Raw genomic sequence first — 20,210 nt, 5'->3', positions numbered from 1 at the left:
ATCGCACACCGCCGTGTTGAATTAAGGTAACGACTGTTACCTTAATGAGAATGCACTCAACCTCCCCCTCTTCCGAGCGGCCCGGGCAGCCCGGCCAGCCCGGCCGACCCGGGCAACCCGAGCGGTCCCGGCGGCCCTGGTGGCTCGTCGCGTTGGCGCTGGCCGCGTTCGCCGTGCAGACGGACGACTACATCGTCATCGGTGTGCTCCCCGACATCTCGGCCGACGTGCGGCGCTCCGAGACGCTGACCGGCCAGCTGGTCACGGTGTACTCGCTCGTCTGCGCCCTGGCCGCACCCCTGTGGGCGCTGCTGCCCTTCCGGGTCCCGCGCAGGCGCGCGCTCTGCGGCGCGCTGACGGTTTTCGCGGCCGCCAACTTCGCCGTTCCGCTGACGACGTCCTACGCGGCCCTCATGGCGCTGCGGGTGGTCGCGGCACTGTCGGCCGCCGTGGTCCTGCCCATCGCCCTGGCGGCGGCCGGCTCCGAGGCGCCACCCGAGAGGCGGGGCAGGTACCTGGCCACCGTCCTGACCGGACTGACCGGAGCGGTCCTGATCGGGGTTCCCGCCGGGACCTGGATCGGGGCGGTATTCGACTGGAGGGCCACCTTCGCTTTCGCCGGGCTCCTCGGAGCCGGGGCCCTGCTGGCCACGCTGACCATGCTTCCCGCCGAGTCCGTCTCCGCCGGCGTACCGCGGCCCACGCCCGCCGACCTGGTCCGGCCGCTGCTCAACGGCACGGTCGCCGCCGTCCTCGCGGTGACCGTTCTCGCCGTGGCCGGCAATCTGGCCTTCCAGACCTACCTCGCCCCTTTCCTGGCCGAGGCCACGGGCGCGACGCCCCGGACCCTCGCGGCCCTGCTGGTGTGCTCGGGCATCGGCGGTCTCCTCGGGACCCAGACTTCCGGCCGCCTGATCGACCGCTGCGCCCCTCTGCGGGCCTTCGTCGTCGTAGGCACCGTCTTCTGCGCGGCCATGCTGGCCCTCGCCGCGCTCTGGCCGGTCCGCCCGGTTCCCACGATGCCGGTGGCCCTTCTGCTGGCGGTCTGGTCCGCGGCCGCGTGGGCGGTGCCGCCGGCCGTCCAGTCCCTGATGCTCAGCCGCGCGGGGGCGGAGGCCGCCGCACAGGCCATGGCGGTCCAGGGCAGTTCCGTGTACGTCGGCGCGGCGCTGGGCAGCGCGCTCGGCGGAGCCGTGGTCGCCGTCGACCTGGTCCTGCTCCCGGTCGCCGCGGTCGCCCTCGTATCCCTGGGCCTGCTGGCCACACCGCTCATCAAGCGGTCCGCCTGATCATCAGGCGGACCGCCTGACCGCCGCCCCCGCCCGCGGGAGGGCCCTCGCCGGAGAGCCCCCCGCCGGAGAGCCTTCGTCGACGGGCCCTCGTCGGCGGGCCCTCGTCGGAGGCCATGTCCACCTTGCCTGGCTATGCTATGAAATGTGATCAAGGCTGGATGGCTGCGGCTCCGTCGTCGCCCCCGACGGGAGCTGTTCATTCTGCTGTCGCCGGTGGTCCTGACCGTCGTGATCGCGGCCCTGGCGTACAACACTCCCCGGAGCATGGCCTTCAGCCGGCTCCTGCCGGCGGCGCCCGCGCTGGCGGCGGCGATGTGGCCGGTGCTTCCCACGGTGCTGCTGGGGACGATCTGCCTGTTCCTGATGATCGGGCTGGGGATCGTGTTCCCGGATCTGGGGACGGGGTACACGGCGGCGGGGATCGTGGCGGTGACCGTGGCGGCGGCGTACGGGAGTCATGCGCGGCTGCAGCGGGAGCGGACGCTGTTCCAGGTGCGGATGGTCGCGGACGCGGCGCAGCAGGTGGTGCTGAGTCCGATGCCGCGCCGCTTCGGGGGTGTGGAGATCGAGGCGCTGTACCTCGCGGCGGCGGCGGAGGCCCGGATCGGGGGTGACTTCTACGAGGTGGCGGACACGCCGTACGGGGTCCGGCTGCTGATCGGCGACGTGCGGGGCAAGGGGCTGCCGGCGGTGGGCTCGGCGGCGGCGATGGTGAACGCGTTCCGGGAGGCGGCCCACGACGTGGAGGACCTGGGCGGCGTCGCGCGGCGGCTGGAGGCCGGGAGCAACCGGTACAGCGCGGCGTTCCCCCCGGACGACCTCATGGAGCGGTTCACGACCGCCCTGCTCGTGGAGATCCCGCCCGAGGGCGACCGGATCGGGATCCTCAACTGCGGGCACCCACCGCCGCTGCTCCTGAGCGGCGGGGAGCTCCGCGTGCTGGAGCCCACCGCCCCGTCGCCCCTGCTCAACCTCGCCGAGCTGATCGGCGACTCGTACCACGTCGACGTCTTCGGCTACTCCCCCGACGATCTGCTGCTGCTCTACACGGACGGGGTCACCGAGGCCCGCGATCACGACGGCAGATTCTTCCCGTTGCAGGACTGGATGCGACGGCAGAACCCGGCGCGGCCCCGCGCGCTCCTCGATGCCCTCCACCGAGACCTCCTCCGCTACAGCAGAGGAGGTCTCGACGACGACATCGCCGCCCTCGCCGTGCGCCTGGGCGACGGGCCCGGGGCCGCCGCCCGGCTCAGCAGCGCTCTCCCGACGCCGCCCGCTGATGCTTCTCCGGCCGGTCCTTGAGAGGACACCGACAGGACCCCGGCCGGTATTCGGCGGGGGTCCTGTCGGGGTTCTGTCGGGGTTCTGTCTGTGTTCTGCCGGGGTCCTCGGGGCAGGGTCGGGGGCCGGGGCTGTCAGGGCTGTCAGGGCTGTCAGGGCTGTCAGGGTAATCGCGGTTATCAGGGCCGGCGGGACGGTCGGGGCAGCATGGGGTAATCCGTGTAACCCGTCTCCCCGGAGACGTACATCAGGTACTCGCCCCGTACGGGGTTCAGCGGCGCGTCGGTGCGGAGGCGGGCGACCAGGTCGGGGTTGGCGAGGAACCCCCGGCCGAGCGACACCAGGTCGGCTCCCGCGGTCAGCAGGCGCTCGCCCTCGCGGCGCAGCTCGGCGGCGGTCGGGGTGTCCCGCGGCAGCTTCGGGTTGGCGATCAGAGTGCCCGTCCACAGCCGTCTGACCTCGGCGAACACCGGCTGCTCCGGGTCGGCGTGGACAACGTGCAGGTAGGCGAGGCCCGCGTCGGACAGGGCGGACAGGGCAGACAGGCCGGACAGGGCGGTGACGAGGGCCGGGTAGATGGCGTCGGTGTCGCCCTCGTCCATGCCGTTGGCGGTGACGCCCGGGGAGACGCGCAGGCCCACCCGTTCCGCGCCGATCGCCGCGACGACGGCCCGGACCACCTCGACCGTGAACCGGATGCGGCCGGCCACGGAGCCGCCGTAGACGTCGGTGCGGTGGTTGGTGCCGCGGCCGAGGAACTGGTGGAGCAGGTAGCCGTTGGCGGCGTGCACCTCCACCCCGGCGAAGCCCGCCTCGACGGCGTTGCGCGCGGCCGCCGCGAAGTCGGTCACGGTGGCGTCGATCTCGTCGACGGTCATCTCGCGCGGGACCACGGCCGGGCGGAAGCCGTACCGCGTCCGGATGGGGTCGGGCAGCGGGACCGGTGACGGCGCGATCGGCGTCAGGCCGCTGTTGTCGGGGTGGCCGACCCGGCCCCCGTGCTGCAGCTGGAGGAACATCCGCCCGCCCGCTTCCCGTACCGCGTCCGTGACCCGCCGCCACCCGGCCACGTGCGCCGCGTCGTGGATGGCGGGGATGTCGGGGTACGTGCGGCCGACCGCGTTCGGTGTGGCCGCCTCCGCGACGATCAGGCCGGCCGTCGCCCGCTGCGCGTAGTAGGTGGCCATGACCGGGCGCGGGACGCCGTCGGCCGCGGCGCGGTTACGGGTCATGGGGGCCATCACGAGGCGGTTGGGCAGGTGGAGCGGGCCGAGGCGGGCAGGCTCGAAGAGGCGGGAGGAGGAGGGAAGTTCGCTTGTGGTCGCGGGGACGGTCGTCGTCGTGGTGGTCATGGCCGTTCTCTTTCCGTCCAAAAATGTTCGAAGTGCGGGGGGTGGGGCGTGGGTCGTCTCAGGAGGTGCGGCCCGCGCGCCTCGCGGGGAATCCGTGGACGCGAGCGCCGATCACCACGGCGAACACGGGCACCAGCAGCAGCAGGACCGACCACGGCAGCGAGAGGTGGCCGAGCCCGTCGAGGAGGAGACCGCCGACGACCCCGCCCCCGGCCATGGCCACGTTCCAGAGGGTGACGAGCATCGCCTGCGCGGCGTCCGCCGACTCGCCGCCCGCCTCGCCGGCGGCGGTCTGCAGGAGGGTCGGGACACCGCCCCAGCCCAGGCCCCACAGGGCGGCCGCGGCGTAGACCAGGGCCGGGCTGTCGGAGAAGACGGCGAACAGGGCCGCGGCCACGGCGACCAGGAGGGCGGAGGCGATGGTGAGGGCCCGCAGCCGGCGGTGGATGTGCGCGCCCACGAACCAGATGCTCACCAGCGAGGCGATGCCGAAGGTCAGGAGGACGAGGTCGGCCGAACCGCCCATGCCCAGGTGGTCGAGGAAGGTGGCGATGTAGGCGTAGAGGATGGTGTGGGCCAGGACGAAGACCGTGGTGACGAACAGGGCGGGCGTCACTCCCGGCACCTTCAATACCCCCAGCATCGGGGTGCGGGCGCCGCGCGCCTGTCCGGGGTGGTCGGGGACCGCGGCGGCGATCCATCCGAGGACGACGACGGTGAGCGCGGTCATGGCCAGGAAGGCCACCCGCCAGCCGAGCGCCTTGCCGAGGAAGGTGCCCGCGGGCACCCCGAGGGAGAGGGCCACCGGAATGCCCGCCATCGCGATCGCGATCGCCTTGCCCTCCAGCCGGGCGGGCGCCATGCGGCGCGCGTATCCGACCAGCAGCGCCCAGGCCAGCCCCGCGGCCACACCGGCCACGGCGCGGGCCACCATGGTCAGGGCGTAGTCCGACGAGACGGCGGTGACCGTGTTCGCGACGGCGAACCCCGCCATCGACGTCAGCAGCAGGCGTTTCCGCCGCCACCCCGCCGTGGCCGCCGTCAGGGGAATCGCCGTGAGGAACGTGCCGATCGCGTAGACGGTGATGGTCTGGCCCGTCGCCGACTCGCTCACGCCCAGATCACCGCTCATCGCGGGCAGCAGGCCCGCGGGCAGGGTCTCCGTCAGGCTGGTGATGAAGACGGCCGTGGCGAGGGCGAGCAGGGCCAGGAGCGGCAGTTTCTGGGCAGTGGCCGGGGTGGTGGGGGTGGGGGACGGGGACGGGGACGTCAGTTCTGCTGTGCGCATGGTGGTGTTCCCAACTCTCTCTTCCGCTGGGTGTGTTCGGCGGTGGGGCCTGTGGGTGGAGTCCGGTCTACGGGGGGTCGGCGCGCGGCGGGCGGGCGGCCGCGGGATGTCCCTTCCGCGCGCCACCGTCCGGGAGTTCCGGCCCTCCCGGTCCGAGCCCGCCGTCGACGGCGAGCTCCGCGCCCGTCGTGTACGTGGCCTCCGCGGCCAGGAAGAGCGCGGCGCGGGCCACTTCGTCGACGGTTCCGGGCCGCCGCATCGGCACGCGCCGCTCGGCGACCCGGCCCGCCGCGCCCCCGCCGCCCGGCAGGGCGATCAGGCCGGGCGCGACAGCGTTGACGCGGATGCCGCGGCCGGCGAGCTCGGCGGCGAGGGCCCGGGCGCAGGCCCACGGCCCGGGCTCCGGTTCCCTGTAAGGGACATCCCTGTCGGGGGCATCCCCGTCAGGGGCATCCCCGTCAGGGGCATCCCCGTCAGGGGCGCGGTCCACGGCGAGGGCGGGCAGGGCCGCGGCGGTGAAGACGATCGCGCCGTCGTCGTGGACGGACGGCAGCAGGGCCCGCACGGCGCGGCAGGTGCCCCAGGCGGGCGCCACCCCTTCATCGGCCGGGCCCGTCGTACCGGCGTGGACGAAGACGAAGTCGACGGTGCCGAGCGCGTCCTCGACGACGGAGGCCAGCGCGTCCGGCGACGCGCAGGCACCGGCCGGGCCGGTCCCGACGACCCGGGCCCCCGGGCCGAGTTCGGCGGCCGCCGCGGCGAGCTCGCCGTCCGCCGCCCGCCCGGTCAGCAGGACCCGCGCCCCGCCCTCGACCAGCCGCTTGGCGACGGCCAGACCGAGTCCCGTCGCGCCATCGAGGACCACGGCCTTCCTGCCTCCGTACCTGGTCATACGCTCCTCCTGCCGCGTGGTCCCGCCGTGCCGTTCTGCTGACGGGGATGAGCGTGCGCCCGACGGCTTCGGGGAGACTGACGGGCCGCTGACGGCCCGCTGATGGCCCGCTGACGGTCCACCGCCGACCGTCCCGCGCGGGAACGTGTGTACGGTTTGCGCATGCGATTCGGGGTGCTCGGTCCACTGGCGGTGTGGGACGGCCGGGGCGAGCCGGTCAGGGTGCCCGAGGTGAAGGTCAGGGCGCTGCTGGCCGATCTGCTGATGCACGAGGGACGGCCGGTGTCGGCCGACCGGCTCATCGACGACCTCTGGGGCGACGAGCCGCCCGGCAACCCCGCCAACGCCCTCCAGGCCAAGGTCTCCCAGCTGCGCAAGGCGCTCGGCCGCGACCGCGTCGTGCGCCAGCTCCCCGGGTACCGGCTGCGTCTCGACGCCGGCACCGACGAGGTGGACGCCGACCGGTTCAGGACCCTGGTCGCCGAGGCCCGGCTGGAGACGGCGCCACGCGCCCGGGCCGCCCTGCTCACCGAGGCCCTGGGGCTGTGGCGCGGCCCGGCCTACGCCGACTTCGCCGACGAGGAGTTCGCCCGCGCGGCCGTCCACCGCCTCGGCGAACAGCGCCTCGCCGTCCTGGAGGAACAGGCCGAGGCCCGGCTCGACGCCGGCGACCACCTGCTGCTCACCGGTGAGCTCACCGACCTCGTGGCCCGCCACCCCCTACGGGAACGCCTGCGCGCCGCCCAGCTCCGGGCCCTCTACCTGTCCGGGCGGCAGAGCGAGGCACTGGCCTCCTACACGGACCTGCGCGACCGCCTCAGGGACGAGTTGGGACTCGACCCCGGCCCGGAACTCGTCGCCCTCCACGAGGCGATCCTGCGCCAGGACGCCTCCCTCGTCCCCGGGGGCGGGGGCCTGGGCAGAGGCGGGGGCAGAGGCAGAGGCAGGGATGGCGTACGGCCGACCGGAGCTGACGGGTCCGAACCTGACGGGTCCGGACCTGACAGATCCGGTCAGGACCGGGTGCCGGAGCCCGGAACACCCCCGACGCCCCCGACGCCCCCGCCCGTACGGGCCCCGTCGAACCTCCCCGCCCCGATCACCGCCCTCATCGGACGGGACCGTTCCCTGGCCGCGGTCGGCCGGCTCCTCCGCACGGAACGCCTCATCACCCTCACCGGCCCCGGAGGGGTCGGCAAGACGCGGCTCGCCGTGGAGGCGGCCGCCCGGCTCACGCACACCGACGACGCCCCGGACACCGACCCGGACACCACCCCCGACGGCGTGTGGTTCGTCGAACTCGCAGGGCAGCACGGCACCGCGGCGGACCTCGCCCAGGCGGTCTCCGCGACCCTGGGTATCCGGGACGACGTCCCCTCCGGGCTCCCCGCGCCCGGCGGCGCGGCCCGGGCCCCCGTCGAACGGCTCGCGGCGGCCCTGCGCGACCGGCGGACCCTCCTCGTCCTGGACAACTGCGAACAGGTCGTCGACGCCGCGGCGGAACTGGTGGACCTGCTGCTGCGCACGGCACCCGGACTGCGCGTCCTCGCCACCGGCCAGGAGCCGCTCGGCCTCACGGGAGAGACGGTGTTCCTGGTCGAACCGCTCGCCCCCGCCGAGGCCGCCGAACTCTTCATGACCCGGGCCGCCGCGGCGGCACCGGGGTTCTCCCTTACGGAGGCCCCGTACGCCGACAGCGACGACAGCGCCGACAGGACGCGCGACTCCGTCGCCGAGATCTGCCGCCGCCTCGACGGCATCCCGCTCGCCCTCGAACTGGCGGCGACCCGCGTACGCGCCCTGGGCGTCGAGGAGTTGGCGGCCCGCCTCGGGGACCGGTTCCGGGTGCTCACCTCCGGCCGCAGGGGCGCACCCGCCCGGCAGCAGACCCTCCGGGCGGTGATCGACTGGAGCTGGGAACTGCTGGGCGCACCGGAGCGCATCGTCCTGCGCCGCCTGGCCGCGCACGTCGACGGCTGCACGCTGGACGCCGCGGAGGCGGTGTGCGCGGGGGACGGCGTGGCAGCCGACGAGGTCCTCGACCTGATGACCCGGCTCGTCGACCGTTCCCTGGTGGTCCGCGTGGACGGCCCGCCCGGCACCGGGCCCCGCTACCGCCTGCTGGAGTCCGTTGCCGCCTACGCCACGGAGCGGCTCCACGAGATGGAGGACCTGACCGGCGTACGGGACCGGCACCTCCGCCACTACCTCGCCCTCGCCGAGCGGGCCGAACCCCGCCTCCGCGGCGGCGAACAGCAGGCGTGGCTCGGCCGCCTCGACGCCGACGCCGCCAACCTCCGGGCCGCGCTCGACGAGGCGGTGCGGCGCGCCGCGGCGGCCGGCGGCCCGGACGAGGACGGCAGCCCGGACGAGGACAGCGGCACGGACGAGGCGGTCCGCCTCGCCACCGCCCTCTGCTGGTGGTGGCTGCTGCGCGGGCGGCTGCACGAGGGCCGCCGCACCCTCGCGTCCGTCCTCGCGGTCGCCCCGGAAGCGGACGGACTCCGCGCCCTGCACCGGGCGTTCGCCCTGCTCACCGGCGACCGCTCCGGGCCCGAGGTCCCTCCGGAACCGGGGACCGGTGACCCCGCCCTGCGCGGCCGGATCCTGTGGCTCTCCGCGTACGGGCTGTTCAGCGCGGGCGACACCGGCGCGAGCGAGGAGCTCAACGCCCGGGCCCTCGGCCTCTTCACCGAGGCCGACGACCGGTGGGGCACCGCCGCCGCCCTGGGGCTGCGGGCGATGCACGCGCTGGTCCGGGGTGACCTCGACACCATCGCCCGGGACGGGCTGCGCAGCGAGGCGCTCTTCCGGGACCTCGGGGACCGCTGGGGCGAGTCGCAGACCGTGCAGCCCCTCGCCGTCCTCGCCGAGATCAAGGGCGACTACGAGGAGGCCGTCCGCCGCAACGACGAAGCGCTGCGCATCGCGCGCGACCTCGCCCTGCACACCGAGGTCTCGGCCCGGCTCTCCGGGCTCGGCCGCCTCGCCCTGCTCACCAAGGACTGGGACCGCGCCCGTGACCTGCACGAGCGCGCCCGGCGGCTGGCCGTCGAACAGGGCTACCGGTACGGCGAGATCCACTCGGACATGGGCCTCGCCCTCGGCGCCCGCCGCTCCGGCGACCTCGACACCGCCGAGGCCCTCCTGACGCGCATCCGCGACGGCCACGCGGACGTGTCCTCGGCGGTCGGCGACCACCTCCTCCACGCCGAGCTCGGCTTCACCGCCGAACTGCGCGGCGACGCCACCGCCGCCACCGCCCACCACCTCGCCGGCCTGGACCTCGCTCTCTCCCTCGGCGAACCCCGCGCCCTCGCCCTCTCCTTGGAAGGCCTCGCCGGCGCGGCAGCCCTCACCGGCTCCCCGGACCTCGCCACCTGTGCGGCCCTCCTCCTCGGCGCCGCCGACGCCGCCCGCCGCAGCGTGGGCGCCCCGCTCCCGGACGGCGAACGCGGCGACGTCGACCGCATCACCGCATCCGCGACGGCCACGACCGGCCCGACGGCGTTCGCCGCGGCGTTCCGGCGGGGCGCCTCCCTGACCACGGACGAGGCGGCCTCGGCGGCCCGTGACGCGCTCGCACCACCGGGGTGACGGCCGACGACCGCCGCCGATCAGGCCCACGGCCAACCCGACGGCCTTCACCAGGGACACCAGCCGACCTTCCCTGACCACTGAAGAGGCGGCCCTGGCGGCCGGGACGCGCTCGCGCCACCGAGGTGAACAGACGGTGGCCCGTGCCGGTCAGGGCACGTCGCGCCCGCACGCTCCGGCGCGCACCGCGGAGCGGGGGCCCGGCCGGGCCATGCGGCAACGGGTGCCGGTGGTCCCGGCAGCGGCTCGGTGGCAGTCGGGGCGAGCGGCGGTACGAGCCGGGTGCGGCGGCTCGCCGGCGACGAACGGTGGCCGCCTCGCGGCGACTTCGGTGCCGGCCGGGGGGTGTTTCGGCGTCATCGCTGACGCGGCCCACTCGTGTCACCGAGTGATCCGCGTGTGACCGTCGCATGCGGCAGCGGCGGGCTTCGGATGCCACCGCTGCGGGGCAGCTTCGGTTACCCACCGAGTTTGTTCTTGCCACACCCTCGCCTCACGGGCGGGACGAACCCGGCCGTCCGCCCTGCGCAACCGACGCACCAGCGCCCACCGGCGCCCGGCCGACGCGCGTAGACGCCCCGGACATCCGTCGCCGAGGATGGCCGGATGACACACGGGGAGAACGAATTCGACGACCTGCTGCGAAACGCCGGGCTCGAAGTGCTCGGCACGGTCGACATGTTCGGGGAGCACGGTCTGCGGCCCCCGGCCACCGCCCGGCGGGCAGTCCGCGCCCACGCCGGTGAGGGGGCCTTGAAAGATCCCCATGGGACCACAGGGCCCACCGACCACTGGCGCCAACTCGCCACCGAACACGGCATCGTCGGATCCGATGGCGAGTTCCTGCTGAGCGTCACCCCCGAACCCCGTAAGAGGAACCCGTACGACCTCTGGCGGAAGGTCCGTCCGACGGACAGGTGGGATGTCAGGGAACTGCTCGTGCCGGGATCGGGGTACCCGGAGTTCGTCGCGATGTCACCGGACGGGGAAACCCTGATCGGGGTCAGACGGGCCGTAGGGGACACCGAAGGAACCGGTGCGGTCCGGTTCACCGCCGTCCCCCGGCTCACCGCGTGGCTGGAGGCGTCGGCCGAGGCCCGCGCCGCATCCGGGTCCCGGCAGGACACGGCGGAGGTCTGGGCGTCCGTCCCACGCCCCGAGCCGGATCCGGAGCGCAGGGCCCGGCTGGCGTCGGCCTGGCGCGACGGGCTGGCCTCGCATACCGCGGCACCGGCAGCCGTCCTGCGCCGCCTCCTCGCCCCCGGCCCGAAGGGCCGCGTCCCGTACCCGATGAAGCACAGGGATCTGCCCGAGGACGTGGTCGAAGCATGGATCGAGCACCCCGACTGGCAGGTCCGAAGAGAGCTCGCCGAACGCTGGAAGCTCACCGCCGAGCAGCGTGACCGGCTGCTCCTGGACCCCGAGCCCAGACGCAGGTGGTACTTCCTCGCCAACACCGTGGACGACCGCGCCCCACTGACCGACACCACGTTCGCCCGGCTCGCCGCCGACCCGAGTCCACAGATCCGCGCCGAAGTGGCGCGCCACCGGGCCCTCCCGCCCGCCCTGGCGACCGCCCTCGCCGCCGACCCCGAACCCGGCATCCGGGCCGGCGTCGCACTGCACGCCTGGGAGCACCTGGACGGCGCGACCCGGAAGGCCCTCCTGGCGGACCCGGAACCGGCCGTCCGCGCCGAAGCCGTCCTGCGGCACCACGACAACGTGCCCCTGACGCCGGCCGACTTCACCACGCTCCCCGGGAAACACCGTGAAGAAGCGGCCGAGCACTGTCGATTGAGCCGTGAACTCGCCAAGACCCTGGTCCACGGCCCCGACGACCGGCTGCGCGGCCGGGTCGCGTCCAACCCCGGTCTCGACCCCGACCTCGTCGCCGTCCTCGCCCGGCACCCGGACACCCGGTGGCAGGTATCCCTCCGTCCCGAGCTCACGGAGGAGGAGCGCTCCCGCATACCCGTCGAGGTGGACCCGGGCGTGTACCACTACCCGCTGAACTGGGTCCTGAGCCTCCAGCACGACGAGGAGGCCATCCGCCGCTGCGCCCGCTCCACCCACCTGCTGGTGCGCCGCAGCGCCGCACGCGCGAAGACGCTGCCGCAGGACGTGGCCGACCTGCTGGCCCGCGACGAGGACCGCGTCGTGCGTCTGCTGCTCGCCGAACACTGCGCCCAGGCACCCGCCGAGGTGCTGCTGGAAATGCGGCAGACCTGGAACGGCTACTCGGCCGCCCGCATGCCCCTGCACCCCAACTTCCCGCGCGAGAACCTGCTCCGCTTCGCCGACCACGACAGCCCCGCCCTACGCGAACTCGCCCCCGACGACCCGGCGTCCACGGCGGAGCTGGTCGAACGCCTCAGCCGGGACGAAGCCCCCCGCGTCCGCAGACGCGCCCTACGGGACCCGCGGCTGTCCCCGGCATCCGTGATCCTTCTGCTCGACGACCCCGACCCCCACATCAGGGCCGCTGCCGCGAGCGACGGGCGCCTCCCCGCCGCCCTCCTGGCCGAGCTCCTGCACGCCCCCGCGACAGCCGAACACGCCGCCACGAACCCGACGCTCCCGAAGGCGGTGATGCACCGGCTCCTCGATGCGGCACCGGCGGAGGAGAGCTGCTGACCGACACCGCCGTAACGCCGTCCGAGCCCGGCGACAGGCCCGGACGGCACACACGACATCAACTCCCGTAGCCCGCAAGCCGCGAGCCCAAAGTGGCCACCCGACGACGTCGGCCCTCAGCCGCCGTTCTTCCGCAGCGAGCACGTAGCCGTGGCGGTCCGGCCCGGGTCGCTCTCCGAGCGGGCCGTGAGCGTGATCTTTCCGTTCCGCTCGGCGCCGGACTTGGCCGCGACGGCGACGTCGACGGGGACCGATGTACCGGCGGCGGCGGTCGTGAGCCGGTTGGGGAGCCAGGCCGACCAGCCCCGGCCGGAGGCCGTGGCCGAGAGGCGGTAGACGTCGGAGGAACGGTACGCGTCCGCACCGGAGGGACGGCCGGTGTTGGCGAGGTCGAAGGTGCAGACGGCACGGCCGTCGACGGGCCGGCCCTTCGCCGCGCCCCGGCCCAGGGCAACGCCGCGCAGCTGCGGACCGGCGCCGTCGAGGGACTTGACGCCCACACTGTAGGAGAGGACGCCCGAGGCGTCGCGCCGTACGTCGAGGACGTAGAAGTGCAGGCGGTTGGCCCGGTCCACGTACTCGTACGAGCTGCCGGAGTCGGCGCCCGCGTGGAACAGCGCGTCGCTGAGCTGCCGGTAGTCCCCCATGGTGATCTTCTGGAGGGTGCCGTCGGGGCGCTTGAAGTCCACCATCCCGATGTCCTCGGGGTGGGCGTCGATCACCCAGGCGAAGGGGGCGCGGTCGGCGTTCTTGGTCTTGCTGATCAGCACGCCGTTGTCGGGGGTGAACGAGTCCATGCCCATGCGGTCGACGACCTCGACGGTGTAGTTGTCGTAGCCGCCGCCGTCGCAGAGCGGGTCCTTGCCCCGGTCGCAGGCCGGTGAGAGGTCGCGGCCCATGGTGACGTTGATGCCGGAGAGGCCCTGTTCGCCGGGCGGCGCGGAGCGCGCGGTGACGCGGGCGACGACGAGCCCCTGGTCCTTGAGGGCGTCCCGGTCGAGCCGGAGGACGTTCTTCTGGTCCACGATGCCTAGCTTCATCTTGTCGCGCAGGACGTGCTGGGCACCCATCGAGCCGCCGGCGACGGCGGGGATCTGCCACCGCGTGTGCGGCCCGCCGGGGCCGTTGAACGAGCCACGCGACAGCATCCCCCAGATGCCGGTGTAACTGCGGCTCAGGGGCGTCCCGTACGGGTTGTTGTAGTTGTCCCCGATCCCCAGGATGTGGCTCAGCTCATGGGCGAACGTCGCCATCCCCGAGCTCTCGGCCTGGGTGGACGACCCGTTCGCCGCGTTGGGCCAGATCCGGGCGGCGGCCTGCCACGACGTCCACGGCACGTACCGGGTCTTCGCCGCGTTGCCCCCGGACACCAGCGGGGACGGCGGACCCCAGGCGGCCGGTACGTCCTGCGGCGACCGGAACTTCATCTGCCCGAACTCCTGCCAGGCGGACGACTCGTCCACACCGGCGGTGAGGTAGAAGACGAAGTCGAACCTGCCCGCCTCCCCGCTCCCCACGTCGGCGACCCAGGCCCGCTTCCCGTCGGCCCGGATGTCCTTCCCGCACGTGTCGCCCCTGGGGCAGGCCCCCGGGTTCATCTCCGGCTCGATCCCGTACTGGTAGGACTTCCAGGGCATCCGGTACACCCCGAACGCCGTCAGATCGACCCCGACCCGCCCGCCGGAGTCCTCCATCCAGTATTCGTTGATCGTGTGCCCGTGGTTGAGGGCTCCGGGCTTGTTGAGGAAGTCCCGGTAGAACGAAGGAAGCCGGTCACGGGGTATCCCGGAGGCGGGCGGCAGTGGATTCCCGAACTTCGCCGTCCCGGCGGGCTTGCTGACCGAGAACTCCTCGTCCGGGTAGTCCAGGAGCACCAGCGCCCCCTTGAACTTCCGCTGCGTCGGCCGGAGGTCGGGGTCGGCCCACCGGGTCCCGGGGACCGAGCGGTACTCCGCCCAGGTCATGTCGTCCGGATTGCGCCAGTTCTGCGGGTCGATCGGGCGGACGAGGGACTGCCGCCCCCGGTGGTCCGCGTCAGGAGTCGCCAGCGCGGGGCCCACGGCGAGGGTGGTCGCCGCGAGGCCGAGGAGCGCGCCCGCGACGCGTATGCGTCCGTACCGCAAACGGGAGGAGCGTAACCGGGACGAGCGTAACCGGGACGAGCGTCTGTGACGGTGGAGGAACAAGACTCACCTCTTGTCTGAAGTCGTCCCCTGACGTCAGGAGTTGACCGCCGGAGACGCGGCAAGCTGTTCGATGGGGGTGCCCACCGGGGCCAAGGTAAGGCGGTGGGAGGCGTGGCGCCAGAGTGGCGTACGCCCGCTTCCGCCTCCGCGATCACCCTCCGCGCCCCCGCCGGCGGCCTGTCGGAGGCACGGCAGAAACTCACCTAGGATGCTCGGCGATCACAGAACGACCTGGGGGAACGCTTCATCATGCGCAAAAAGTGGGGGATCCCGGCGGCGACCGTCACCGTCCTCGGAGCACTCGTGACGGGCTGCGGCGCCGACGGCGGCGACGACAACCTCGCGGCCGACAAGGGCGTGCGCTACCAGCGGATCGACGTCCCGAAGCTCGACGGACTGACCTGCGACCGGGGCGACGGCGACTTCCACTTCGGCAGCGACCTCGACATGCACCTGACCGGCGAGGAGAACCTCCCGGCCCGCAAGGACCAGGACGGCAAGACGTCGCGCACGATGTCGTGCTTCGGCAACCCGCGCGTCACGCTCAGCAAGGGCGGGATGAGCGCGACGGCTCCGCACCTCACCGCCAGGACCCGCCTCTACGAGAAGGTGGCCGACCCGACAGCCGCCGTGAACAAGGTCTTCGACCGCTCCATGAAGCTCAGCACGGGCTACGGCCGCTCCCTCGTCGGCGCCGCCAAGACCTTCACCACGAGCAAGCTCGTGCTCAAGTGCCAGCAGAACGTGACGGACTCCTTCCCGATGACCACCTGCTTCTGGGCGGACTACGGCGCGCTCGGCGTGATCGACTTCTTCCCGTCCGCCGGCGAGCACGTACCGCTCGACGAGGCGGCCGACCGGACGAAGGAGTTCGTCGCGGGGGCGCTCCCGCCCGCCGGGGGCGCCTGACCCGGACGGCGCGGGACCGGGCCGTCGGACGGCGTCGGGTGCCACCGGACGCCGTCGGGCGCCACCGGACCAATCGTTCCAGGGTCTACTCGTCCCACGGCCGGGACGTGGGCGGGCGGGCGCTGTCCGCGGCCTCGATCTCCGACGTGAGGGACAGAAGTTCCTTCAGGGATTCCTGATGGGGCGCATCGGCCTCCGAACGCCATACATTCTCCAGCAGCTCCGCGCGCACCCGCTGCGGCGACCACCCCGAGGGCGCGGTCTCCAGGAGACGCAACGCCGAGGCGAGTTTGCGCGTACGCTCCAGGGCTTCCTCGTGGGCGATGCGCAGCCCCTGCTCGAGCTCGACGACCCGCTGCCGCAGCGCACGGAGCTCGACCGCCTCCTCGGCCTGCCGGGACGAGGCGTCGACCCCGTAGAAGTTGTTGGTGATGTGCACGGTCCCGTGGATGGTCGAGCCCTCGATCACGGCCCGGGGCCCCGGCACCCCGGCCGCGTCGACCGAGACAGTGACCTCCTCGGCGTCCGCACCCTCGTCCTCGTCCGAGGGCACGTGGGGCGTGGGCGACAGCTGGGCCCTGCGCCACAGTTGACGGGCGAGCAGGCGCAGCTCCGACCGGCGTGCCGCGTTGTCCGACGTGATGTCGATGACCGCGTCGACGAACGCCCAGTCGTTTTCCAGCCGGACCCCCGACAGCCTGCGGGCGATGGTGGCGCGGCTGGGAACCTGCCCCCCGAAGTGCTCCGGGACGAGACGGGCGTAGAGTTCGTCGAGGGTGAGTCCCGCCGCCTCGATCTCGGTGCGCAACATGGCGGCCAGCTTGTTGATCTCCGCGGAGTTCCCTTGGAGCGGAGCCCACTTACGACCGCGACGCACCACGTCCCGACGTCGCGCCTCAGCCATATCTCCTCCGATCCTGCGAGACAATCCCAATGTCTCACACTCGGGGTGTGACCCACCGCTTCCTCGCATGACGTCCCAGAGACGACGCACACTTCGGGACACCGGCGGATCTGCAAGTTACCGTAGGCAGGAACAACACGAACCCGCCCCCAGGCTGGAATCTGATGGGCGGGCCGTGTGTGTCACCGCTTGAGGGGATCGTCACCTGAGATCAACGTCGGTCCCCTTGAAGCGTACGTACAGCTTCGCGAGTTCGACAGTGATCCTGACGGCCCGCTCGCCCGAAGGCGAGGCCAGCCACCTGTGCGCGTGCCCGCAGGCCGCCCGCAGGCTCTTCCCCACATCACGGATCCGGGATGTGCGTATGCCGCCCGACGGCGGCAACCGCTCCTCCACCAACCCTCCCTGATGGAACACGGCCCCGGAACGAGGCCGAGGGACCGACCTGGTCCCCGTCGGGACGGGAGGGGTCTCACCGCTGCAAGACTAGCGCCATGCGAGACAATTGTCGCGCGACTACGGTGAGTTGGGACCCACGTGACCCAAGGGGCTCCAGTGGTGCCCGTACACGGCCGCCTCACTGACCACCGCGCTCACCTCACTGACCACCGCGCTCGCGGGTACTGGCGAGGCGGAAGGAATCCGTACCGGTCTCGATGATGTTCCCGCCGAAGGTGAGGCGGTCCACGATGGCCGCGCAGAGCCGGGGGTCGGTGAAGGTCTTCGTCCAGGAGGCGAACCCCTCGTTGGACGCGATGGCGACGCTGTTCTTCTCCTCCCGCTCGGTCAGCACCTGGAACAGCAGCTCGGCGCCGCGCCGGTCGAGCGCCATGTACCCCAGCTCGTCGATGCACAGCAGGTCGACGCGCCCGTAGCGGGCGATCGTCTTGTTGAGCTGCTTCTCGTCGGCCGCCTCGACGAGCTCGTTCACGAGCTTGGTCGCCAGCACGTACTTCACCCGGAAGCCGGCCATGGCCGCCTTCGTCCCCAGAGCGATCAGCAGATGGGACTTGCCGGTGCCCGAGTCGCCGATCAGACAGAGCGGGAGCCCCTTGGTCACCCACTCGCACTTCGCCAGATGCTGGATCTTGGCCTCGTCGATATTCGGGTTGGCCTCGAACTTGAACTCCCGCAGCGACTTGTTCCGCGGGAAGCCCGCCGCCCGGATGCGCCGCTCGGAACGGCGTTGGTCCCGCACGTCGCACTCGGCCATCATCAGCTCGGCGAGGAACTCCCGGTGGGACATCTGATCACGCGCCGCCGCGTCCGCCAGCACGGCGAACTGTTCACGCATGGTGGGGAGACGCAGGCTACGACAGGCCGCGTCGATCGCGGCGTCGGCGGCCGGCTCGGTGAGTCCGCGGGGACGGGCGCTGGTCATGAGGAGACTCCCTCGCTGTCGGTACGGGTGGCTGCAGGGGGCGTTCCGCGCAGCAGTTGGTCGTACACGGCCACCGATGGGAGTGGCCGGTTGTCGGGCGGCAACGCGGCCACGCGCCGGAGGGCCAGTGACGACACCGACGGCGGGAGATCCCCTCCGCCCTCGTCGTCGGCCGATCCGTCCGCCGCGGTGTCCCGATCGGCTGCCCGACGGGCCTCCAGCGCGACCGCGTCGGCCGTCAGCTCACCGGCGTTCAGGGCGGCGGCTATGCCAGCGACCACCTGATCGTGGGCCAAGTGCCGGTGCAGGAGGAGGACTTCGCTCATCGCGTACCGGGCCTCCTCCTCCCCGTGGGCTGCCCGGACGGCGTCCCACCAGGCGTCGTGCACCGGGGTGAACTTGCCGGCGGACCGCGCCTGGTCAAGGACCGTTGCCCCTGGAAGCGACCCGGGATTGCGGAGCAGGCCCTCCAGGTAGTGGTCGAGGTCGATGCGGACGTCGCCCCGGTGGATCAGCCGCTCGTGCCGGGCGACCTCGCCACGACCGTCATGGATCACCAGCTCGGAGGCGTGCAGCAGCGCCTTCACCGTCTTGCCGATCAGCCGGACAGGCACCGAGTACCGGTTCGTGCGAACCCCTATCAGCGAGAACCGGTCGACCGTGGCGGTGAACGGCCGGCCGGTCTCGAAGTGCTCCTCCGGGAGGTCCTTGAGCACCAGCCCCTCGACCGCGAGGCGCTGCCCGACGGTACGGACACGGCTCCCCGGCCTCCGCTGCCGCGCCTCCGCCCTCTCCCAGCCCTCGATGAGCGCGTTCAGTTCCGCCACCGACGCCACCTCGGGTCCCGGGGACAGATAGGCGCGCCGGAAGCGGCCGAGCTCGCTCATCGCCTCCCCCGCGCCCGGCCACTCCGGCGTACCGGACTGGCCGTAGACGACGTCCAGGCCGGCCCAGGCCCGGAACGCCGACCAACGGTCCGGCTCGTCCCCGGACTCGTAGAAGCCCAGTGCTTTTTTGACCTTCGCGTTGAGTGTGTCGTAGCGGACTTGGCCGGTCGGTACGCCGCCCAGAGCCCTGAAGGCATGCACGTGCCCCTCCAGGAGGGCTCCATGGCCCTGGGAGAGGAAGACCCTGTGGACGGCCTCACCGGAGGCGGTCAAGTGGAAGACAAAGAGGGAGCAGCGCGTCCGGACACCCCTGAGATTGACATAGGCATCGCCCATGGCGACTTCCGCGACTTCTCCTGCGCGGTGATCCCGGGCGGAACCCAGGGAGACGAATCCGGGCGCCTCCGCCTCGATTTCGTACCTTCGCCGGACCACATAGTCGCGGACACTCTTGATACTCACACCGGTCATGCCGTCCTCGGCGACCAGGTGCTCGAATAAGGCTCTGGCGGTCAGCTGTTGTTCCGGTGGCGACTGCCGATCGGCCCGTAGAAGAGCGTCGATCGTCTCCTTGTACGGATCCAGCACCGACGGTCTGGGGCGCGGGGGTTTGCGCGGCAGGGGAAGATGATTCACCACTTCACGCACCAGCGCCCGCTGCACACCGTAACGGCGGGCGAGCGCGCGGACGGACAACTTCTCCTCATCGGCGTCCGACCTGATCGCCGCTAACAGCTCGGCCTCTTCCCTCGACCGCATAGTGCCCCCCTGGCATGCTGAAGCAGCAAGATGATTCCACTTCTCCGCGGCTTCCGAAGGCGATTCCCGGAATCTCGGTGTTCCTGTCCGGCGTCTATGCGGACGCTGCCCCCGCCCGCCCGAGGGCAGGACGGCCCGACAGCGTCGAGCGCGCGGTGGTGGCCCGTGATCGGGGACGCCAAACCTCACGGGCGTGAATCCATGCGTTTTTCCACCCATCGGAGGAATGCGCACCCGAACGCGCCCGGCGGGACACGGCCTCGGAGAGGCTGTCCTGGTGCGGGGATGGCTGAGAGCGGGAGGGCTGACGGCGCTGGCGGCGTTCGCCGTGCTCGGGCCCGCGGGGGCGGCGACGGCCGACGACCTGGGCGTGGGCGCGAGAGCGGGGAACACGTCGCTGAACGCCGTCGTGCACCGGCTGCCCAGACTGCTGCCTGATCACCCGCCGTCGCACGTCGACGTGAACGCGCTGGGTGGGGCGGTACGGGCGACCGTGGACGACAACGGGGTCGGCTGCCTGGACGTCAGGGCCCATGTGGTGGCGGTGGACGCGGAGTTGTGGCTCCGCTGCCGTGTCACCCGCCCCCCGGCGGCGGCCGCCCCGCCCGCCCCTGCCCCGGCACCACCGCCTGCACCCGCAGCACCTCCGGCACCAGCGCCTGCTCCACCCGCGGCCGCACCACCGCCGGCACCCGCTCCCGCAGCACCGCCCGCTGCCCCACCACCCGCCGCGGCAGCACCTGCCCCTCCGGCGGCGGCCCCGCCCCCGGCCGCCGCGGCACCGCCCGCTGCCGCACCACCGGCCCCACCGGCAGCCGCACCTCCGGCAGCCGCACCTCCGGCAG

Annotated in this window: 14 protein-coding genes; 6 read left to right on the top strand and 8 right to left on the bottom strand. The window is 72.9% G+C overall.

Annotated elements, in window-relative coordinates; all coding sequences use genetic code 11:
- Positions 1–50: 50 nt before the first annotated feature.
- Complete coding sequence (locus HN013_RS30165) at positions 51–1,289, top strand: MFS transporter (RefSeq protein WP_171171865.1); 1,239 nt, start codon at positions 51–53, stop codon at positions 1,287–1,289.
- 267 nt (positions 1,290–1,556) lie between these two features.
- Positions 1,557–2,597 carry a PP2C family protein-serine/threonine phosphatase gene (locus HN013_RS30160; RefSeq protein WP_249375613.1) on the top strand — a complete coding sequence of 347 codons (1,041 nt, stop codon included), beginning with the start codon at positions 1,557–1,559 and terminating at the stop codon, positions 2,595–2,597.
- A 158-nt stretch (positions 2,598–2,755) separates the two neighbouring features.
- Here HN013_RS30160 and HN013_RS30155 read toward each other — a convergent pair whose 3' ends face one another.
- The 3 genes from HN013_RS30155 to HN013_RS30145 all read right to left on the bottom strand — a co-directional run bounded on the left by HN013_RS30155 (position 2,756) and on the right by HN013_RS30145 (position 6,108).
- Positions 2,756–3,928, bottom strand: a complete 1,173-nt coding sequence (locus HN013_RS30155; RefSeq protein ID WP_171171863.1) for an alkene reductase — start codon at positions 3,926–3,928, stop codon at positions 2,756–2,758.
- 58 nt (positions 3,929–3,986) lie between these two features.
- Positions 3,987–5,216 carry an MFS transporter gene (locus HN013_RS30150; RefSeq protein ID WP_171171861.1) on the bottom strand — a complete coding sequence of 410 codons (1,230 nt, stop codon included), beginning with the start codon at positions 5,214–5,216 and terminating at the stop codon, positions 3,987–3,989.
- 67 nt (positions 5,217–5,283) lie between these two features.
- Complete coding sequence (locus HN013_RS30145; RefSeq protein ID WP_171171860.1) at positions 5,284–6,108, bottom strand: SDR family NAD(P)-dependent oxidoreductase; 825 nt, start codon at positions 6,106–6,108, stop codon at positions 5,284–5,286.
- A 162-nt stretch (positions 6,109–6,270) separates the two neighbouring features.
- Between HN013_RS30145 and HN013_RS30140 the strand changes: the two genes are divergently transcribed.
- Together HN013_RS30140 and HN013_RS30135 are read left to right on the top strand one after the other, a co-directional pair.
- Positions 6,271–9,705, top strand: a complete 3,435-nt coding sequence (locus HN013_RS30140) for a BTAD domain-containing putative transcriptional regulator (protein WP_171171857.1) — start codon at positions 6,271–6,273, stop codon at positions 9,703–9,705.
- Positions 9,706–10,311: 606 nt separating this feature from the next.
- Complete coding sequence (locus HN013_RS30135) at positions 10,312–12,339, top strand: PE-PGRS family protein (protein WP_171171855.1); 2,028 nt, start codon at positions 10,312–10,314, stop codon at positions 12,337–12,339.
- Positions 12,340–12,455: 116 nt separating this feature from the next.
- Here the strand turns inward: HN013_RS30135 and HN013_RS30130 are convergent, their stop codons facing one another.
- A complete protein-coding gene (locus HN013_RS30130; protein ID WP_249375609.1) occupies positions 12,456–14,462 on the bottom strand; it encodes a M6 family metalloprotease domain-containing protein in 2,007 nt (668 codons plus the stop codon).
- A 312-nt stretch (positions 14,463–14,774) separates the two neighbouring features.
- On the opposite strand from HN013_RS30130, the gene HN013_RS30125 reads away from it, so the two are divergent.
- Positions 14,775–15,434, top strand: a complete 660-nt coding sequence (locus tag HN013_RS30125) for a hypothetical protein (RefSeq protein WP_171171852.1) — start codon at positions 14,775–14,777, stop codon at positions 15,432–15,434.
- 85 nt (positions 15,435–15,519) lie between these two features.
- On the opposite strand, the gene HN013_RS30120 is transcribed toward HN013_RS30125, so the two are convergent.
- A complete protein-coding gene (locus HN013_RS30120) occupies positions 15,520–16,338 on the bottom strand; it encodes a hypothetical protein (RefSeq protein WP_171171850.1) in 819 nt (272 codons plus the stop codon).
- A 226-nt stretch (positions 16,339–16,564) separates the two neighbouring features.
- On the opposite strand from HN013_RS30120, the gene HN013_RS30115 reads away from it, so the two are divergent.
- Complete coding sequence (locus HN013_RS30115) at positions 16,565–16,747, top strand: hypothetical protein (protein ID WP_171171848.1); 183 nt, start codon at positions 16,565–16,567, stop codon at positions 16,745–16,747.
- 189 nt (positions 16,748–16,936) lie between these two features.
- Here HN013_RS30115 and istB read toward each other — a convergent pair whose 3' ends face one another.
- The 3 genes from istB to HN013_RS30100 all read right to left on the bottom strand — a co-directional run.
- Positions 16,937–17,719, bottom strand: coding sequence for an IS21-like element helper ATPase IstB (gene istB, locus HN013_RS30110; RefSeq protein ID WP_171171845.1), 783 nt, complete (start codon positions 17,717–17,719; stop codon positions 16,937–16,939).
- Complete coding sequence (locus tag HN013_RS30105; RefSeq protein WP_171171843.1) at positions 17,716–19,365, bottom strand: transposase; 1,650 nt, start codon at positions 19,363–19,365, stop codon at positions 17,716–17,718. The genes istB and HN013_RS30105 overlap by 4 nt, the downstream gene beginning before the upstream one ends.
- 575 nt (positions 19,366–19,940) lie before the next feature.
- On the bottom strand, positions 19,941–20,210 hold a 270-nt coding region (locus HN013_RS30100; RefSeq protein ID WP_212765005.1), incomplete at its 5' end, for a hypothetical protein.

The organism is Streptomyces sp. I05A-00742, assembly GCF_013055795.1.
Lineage (GTDB): Bacteria > Actinomycetota > Actinomycetes > Streptomycetales > Streptomycetaceae > Streptomyces.
The sequence above is the reverse complement of the archived record's forward strand: the minus strand, read 5'-3'. Positions and strand labels throughout refer to the sequence as shown.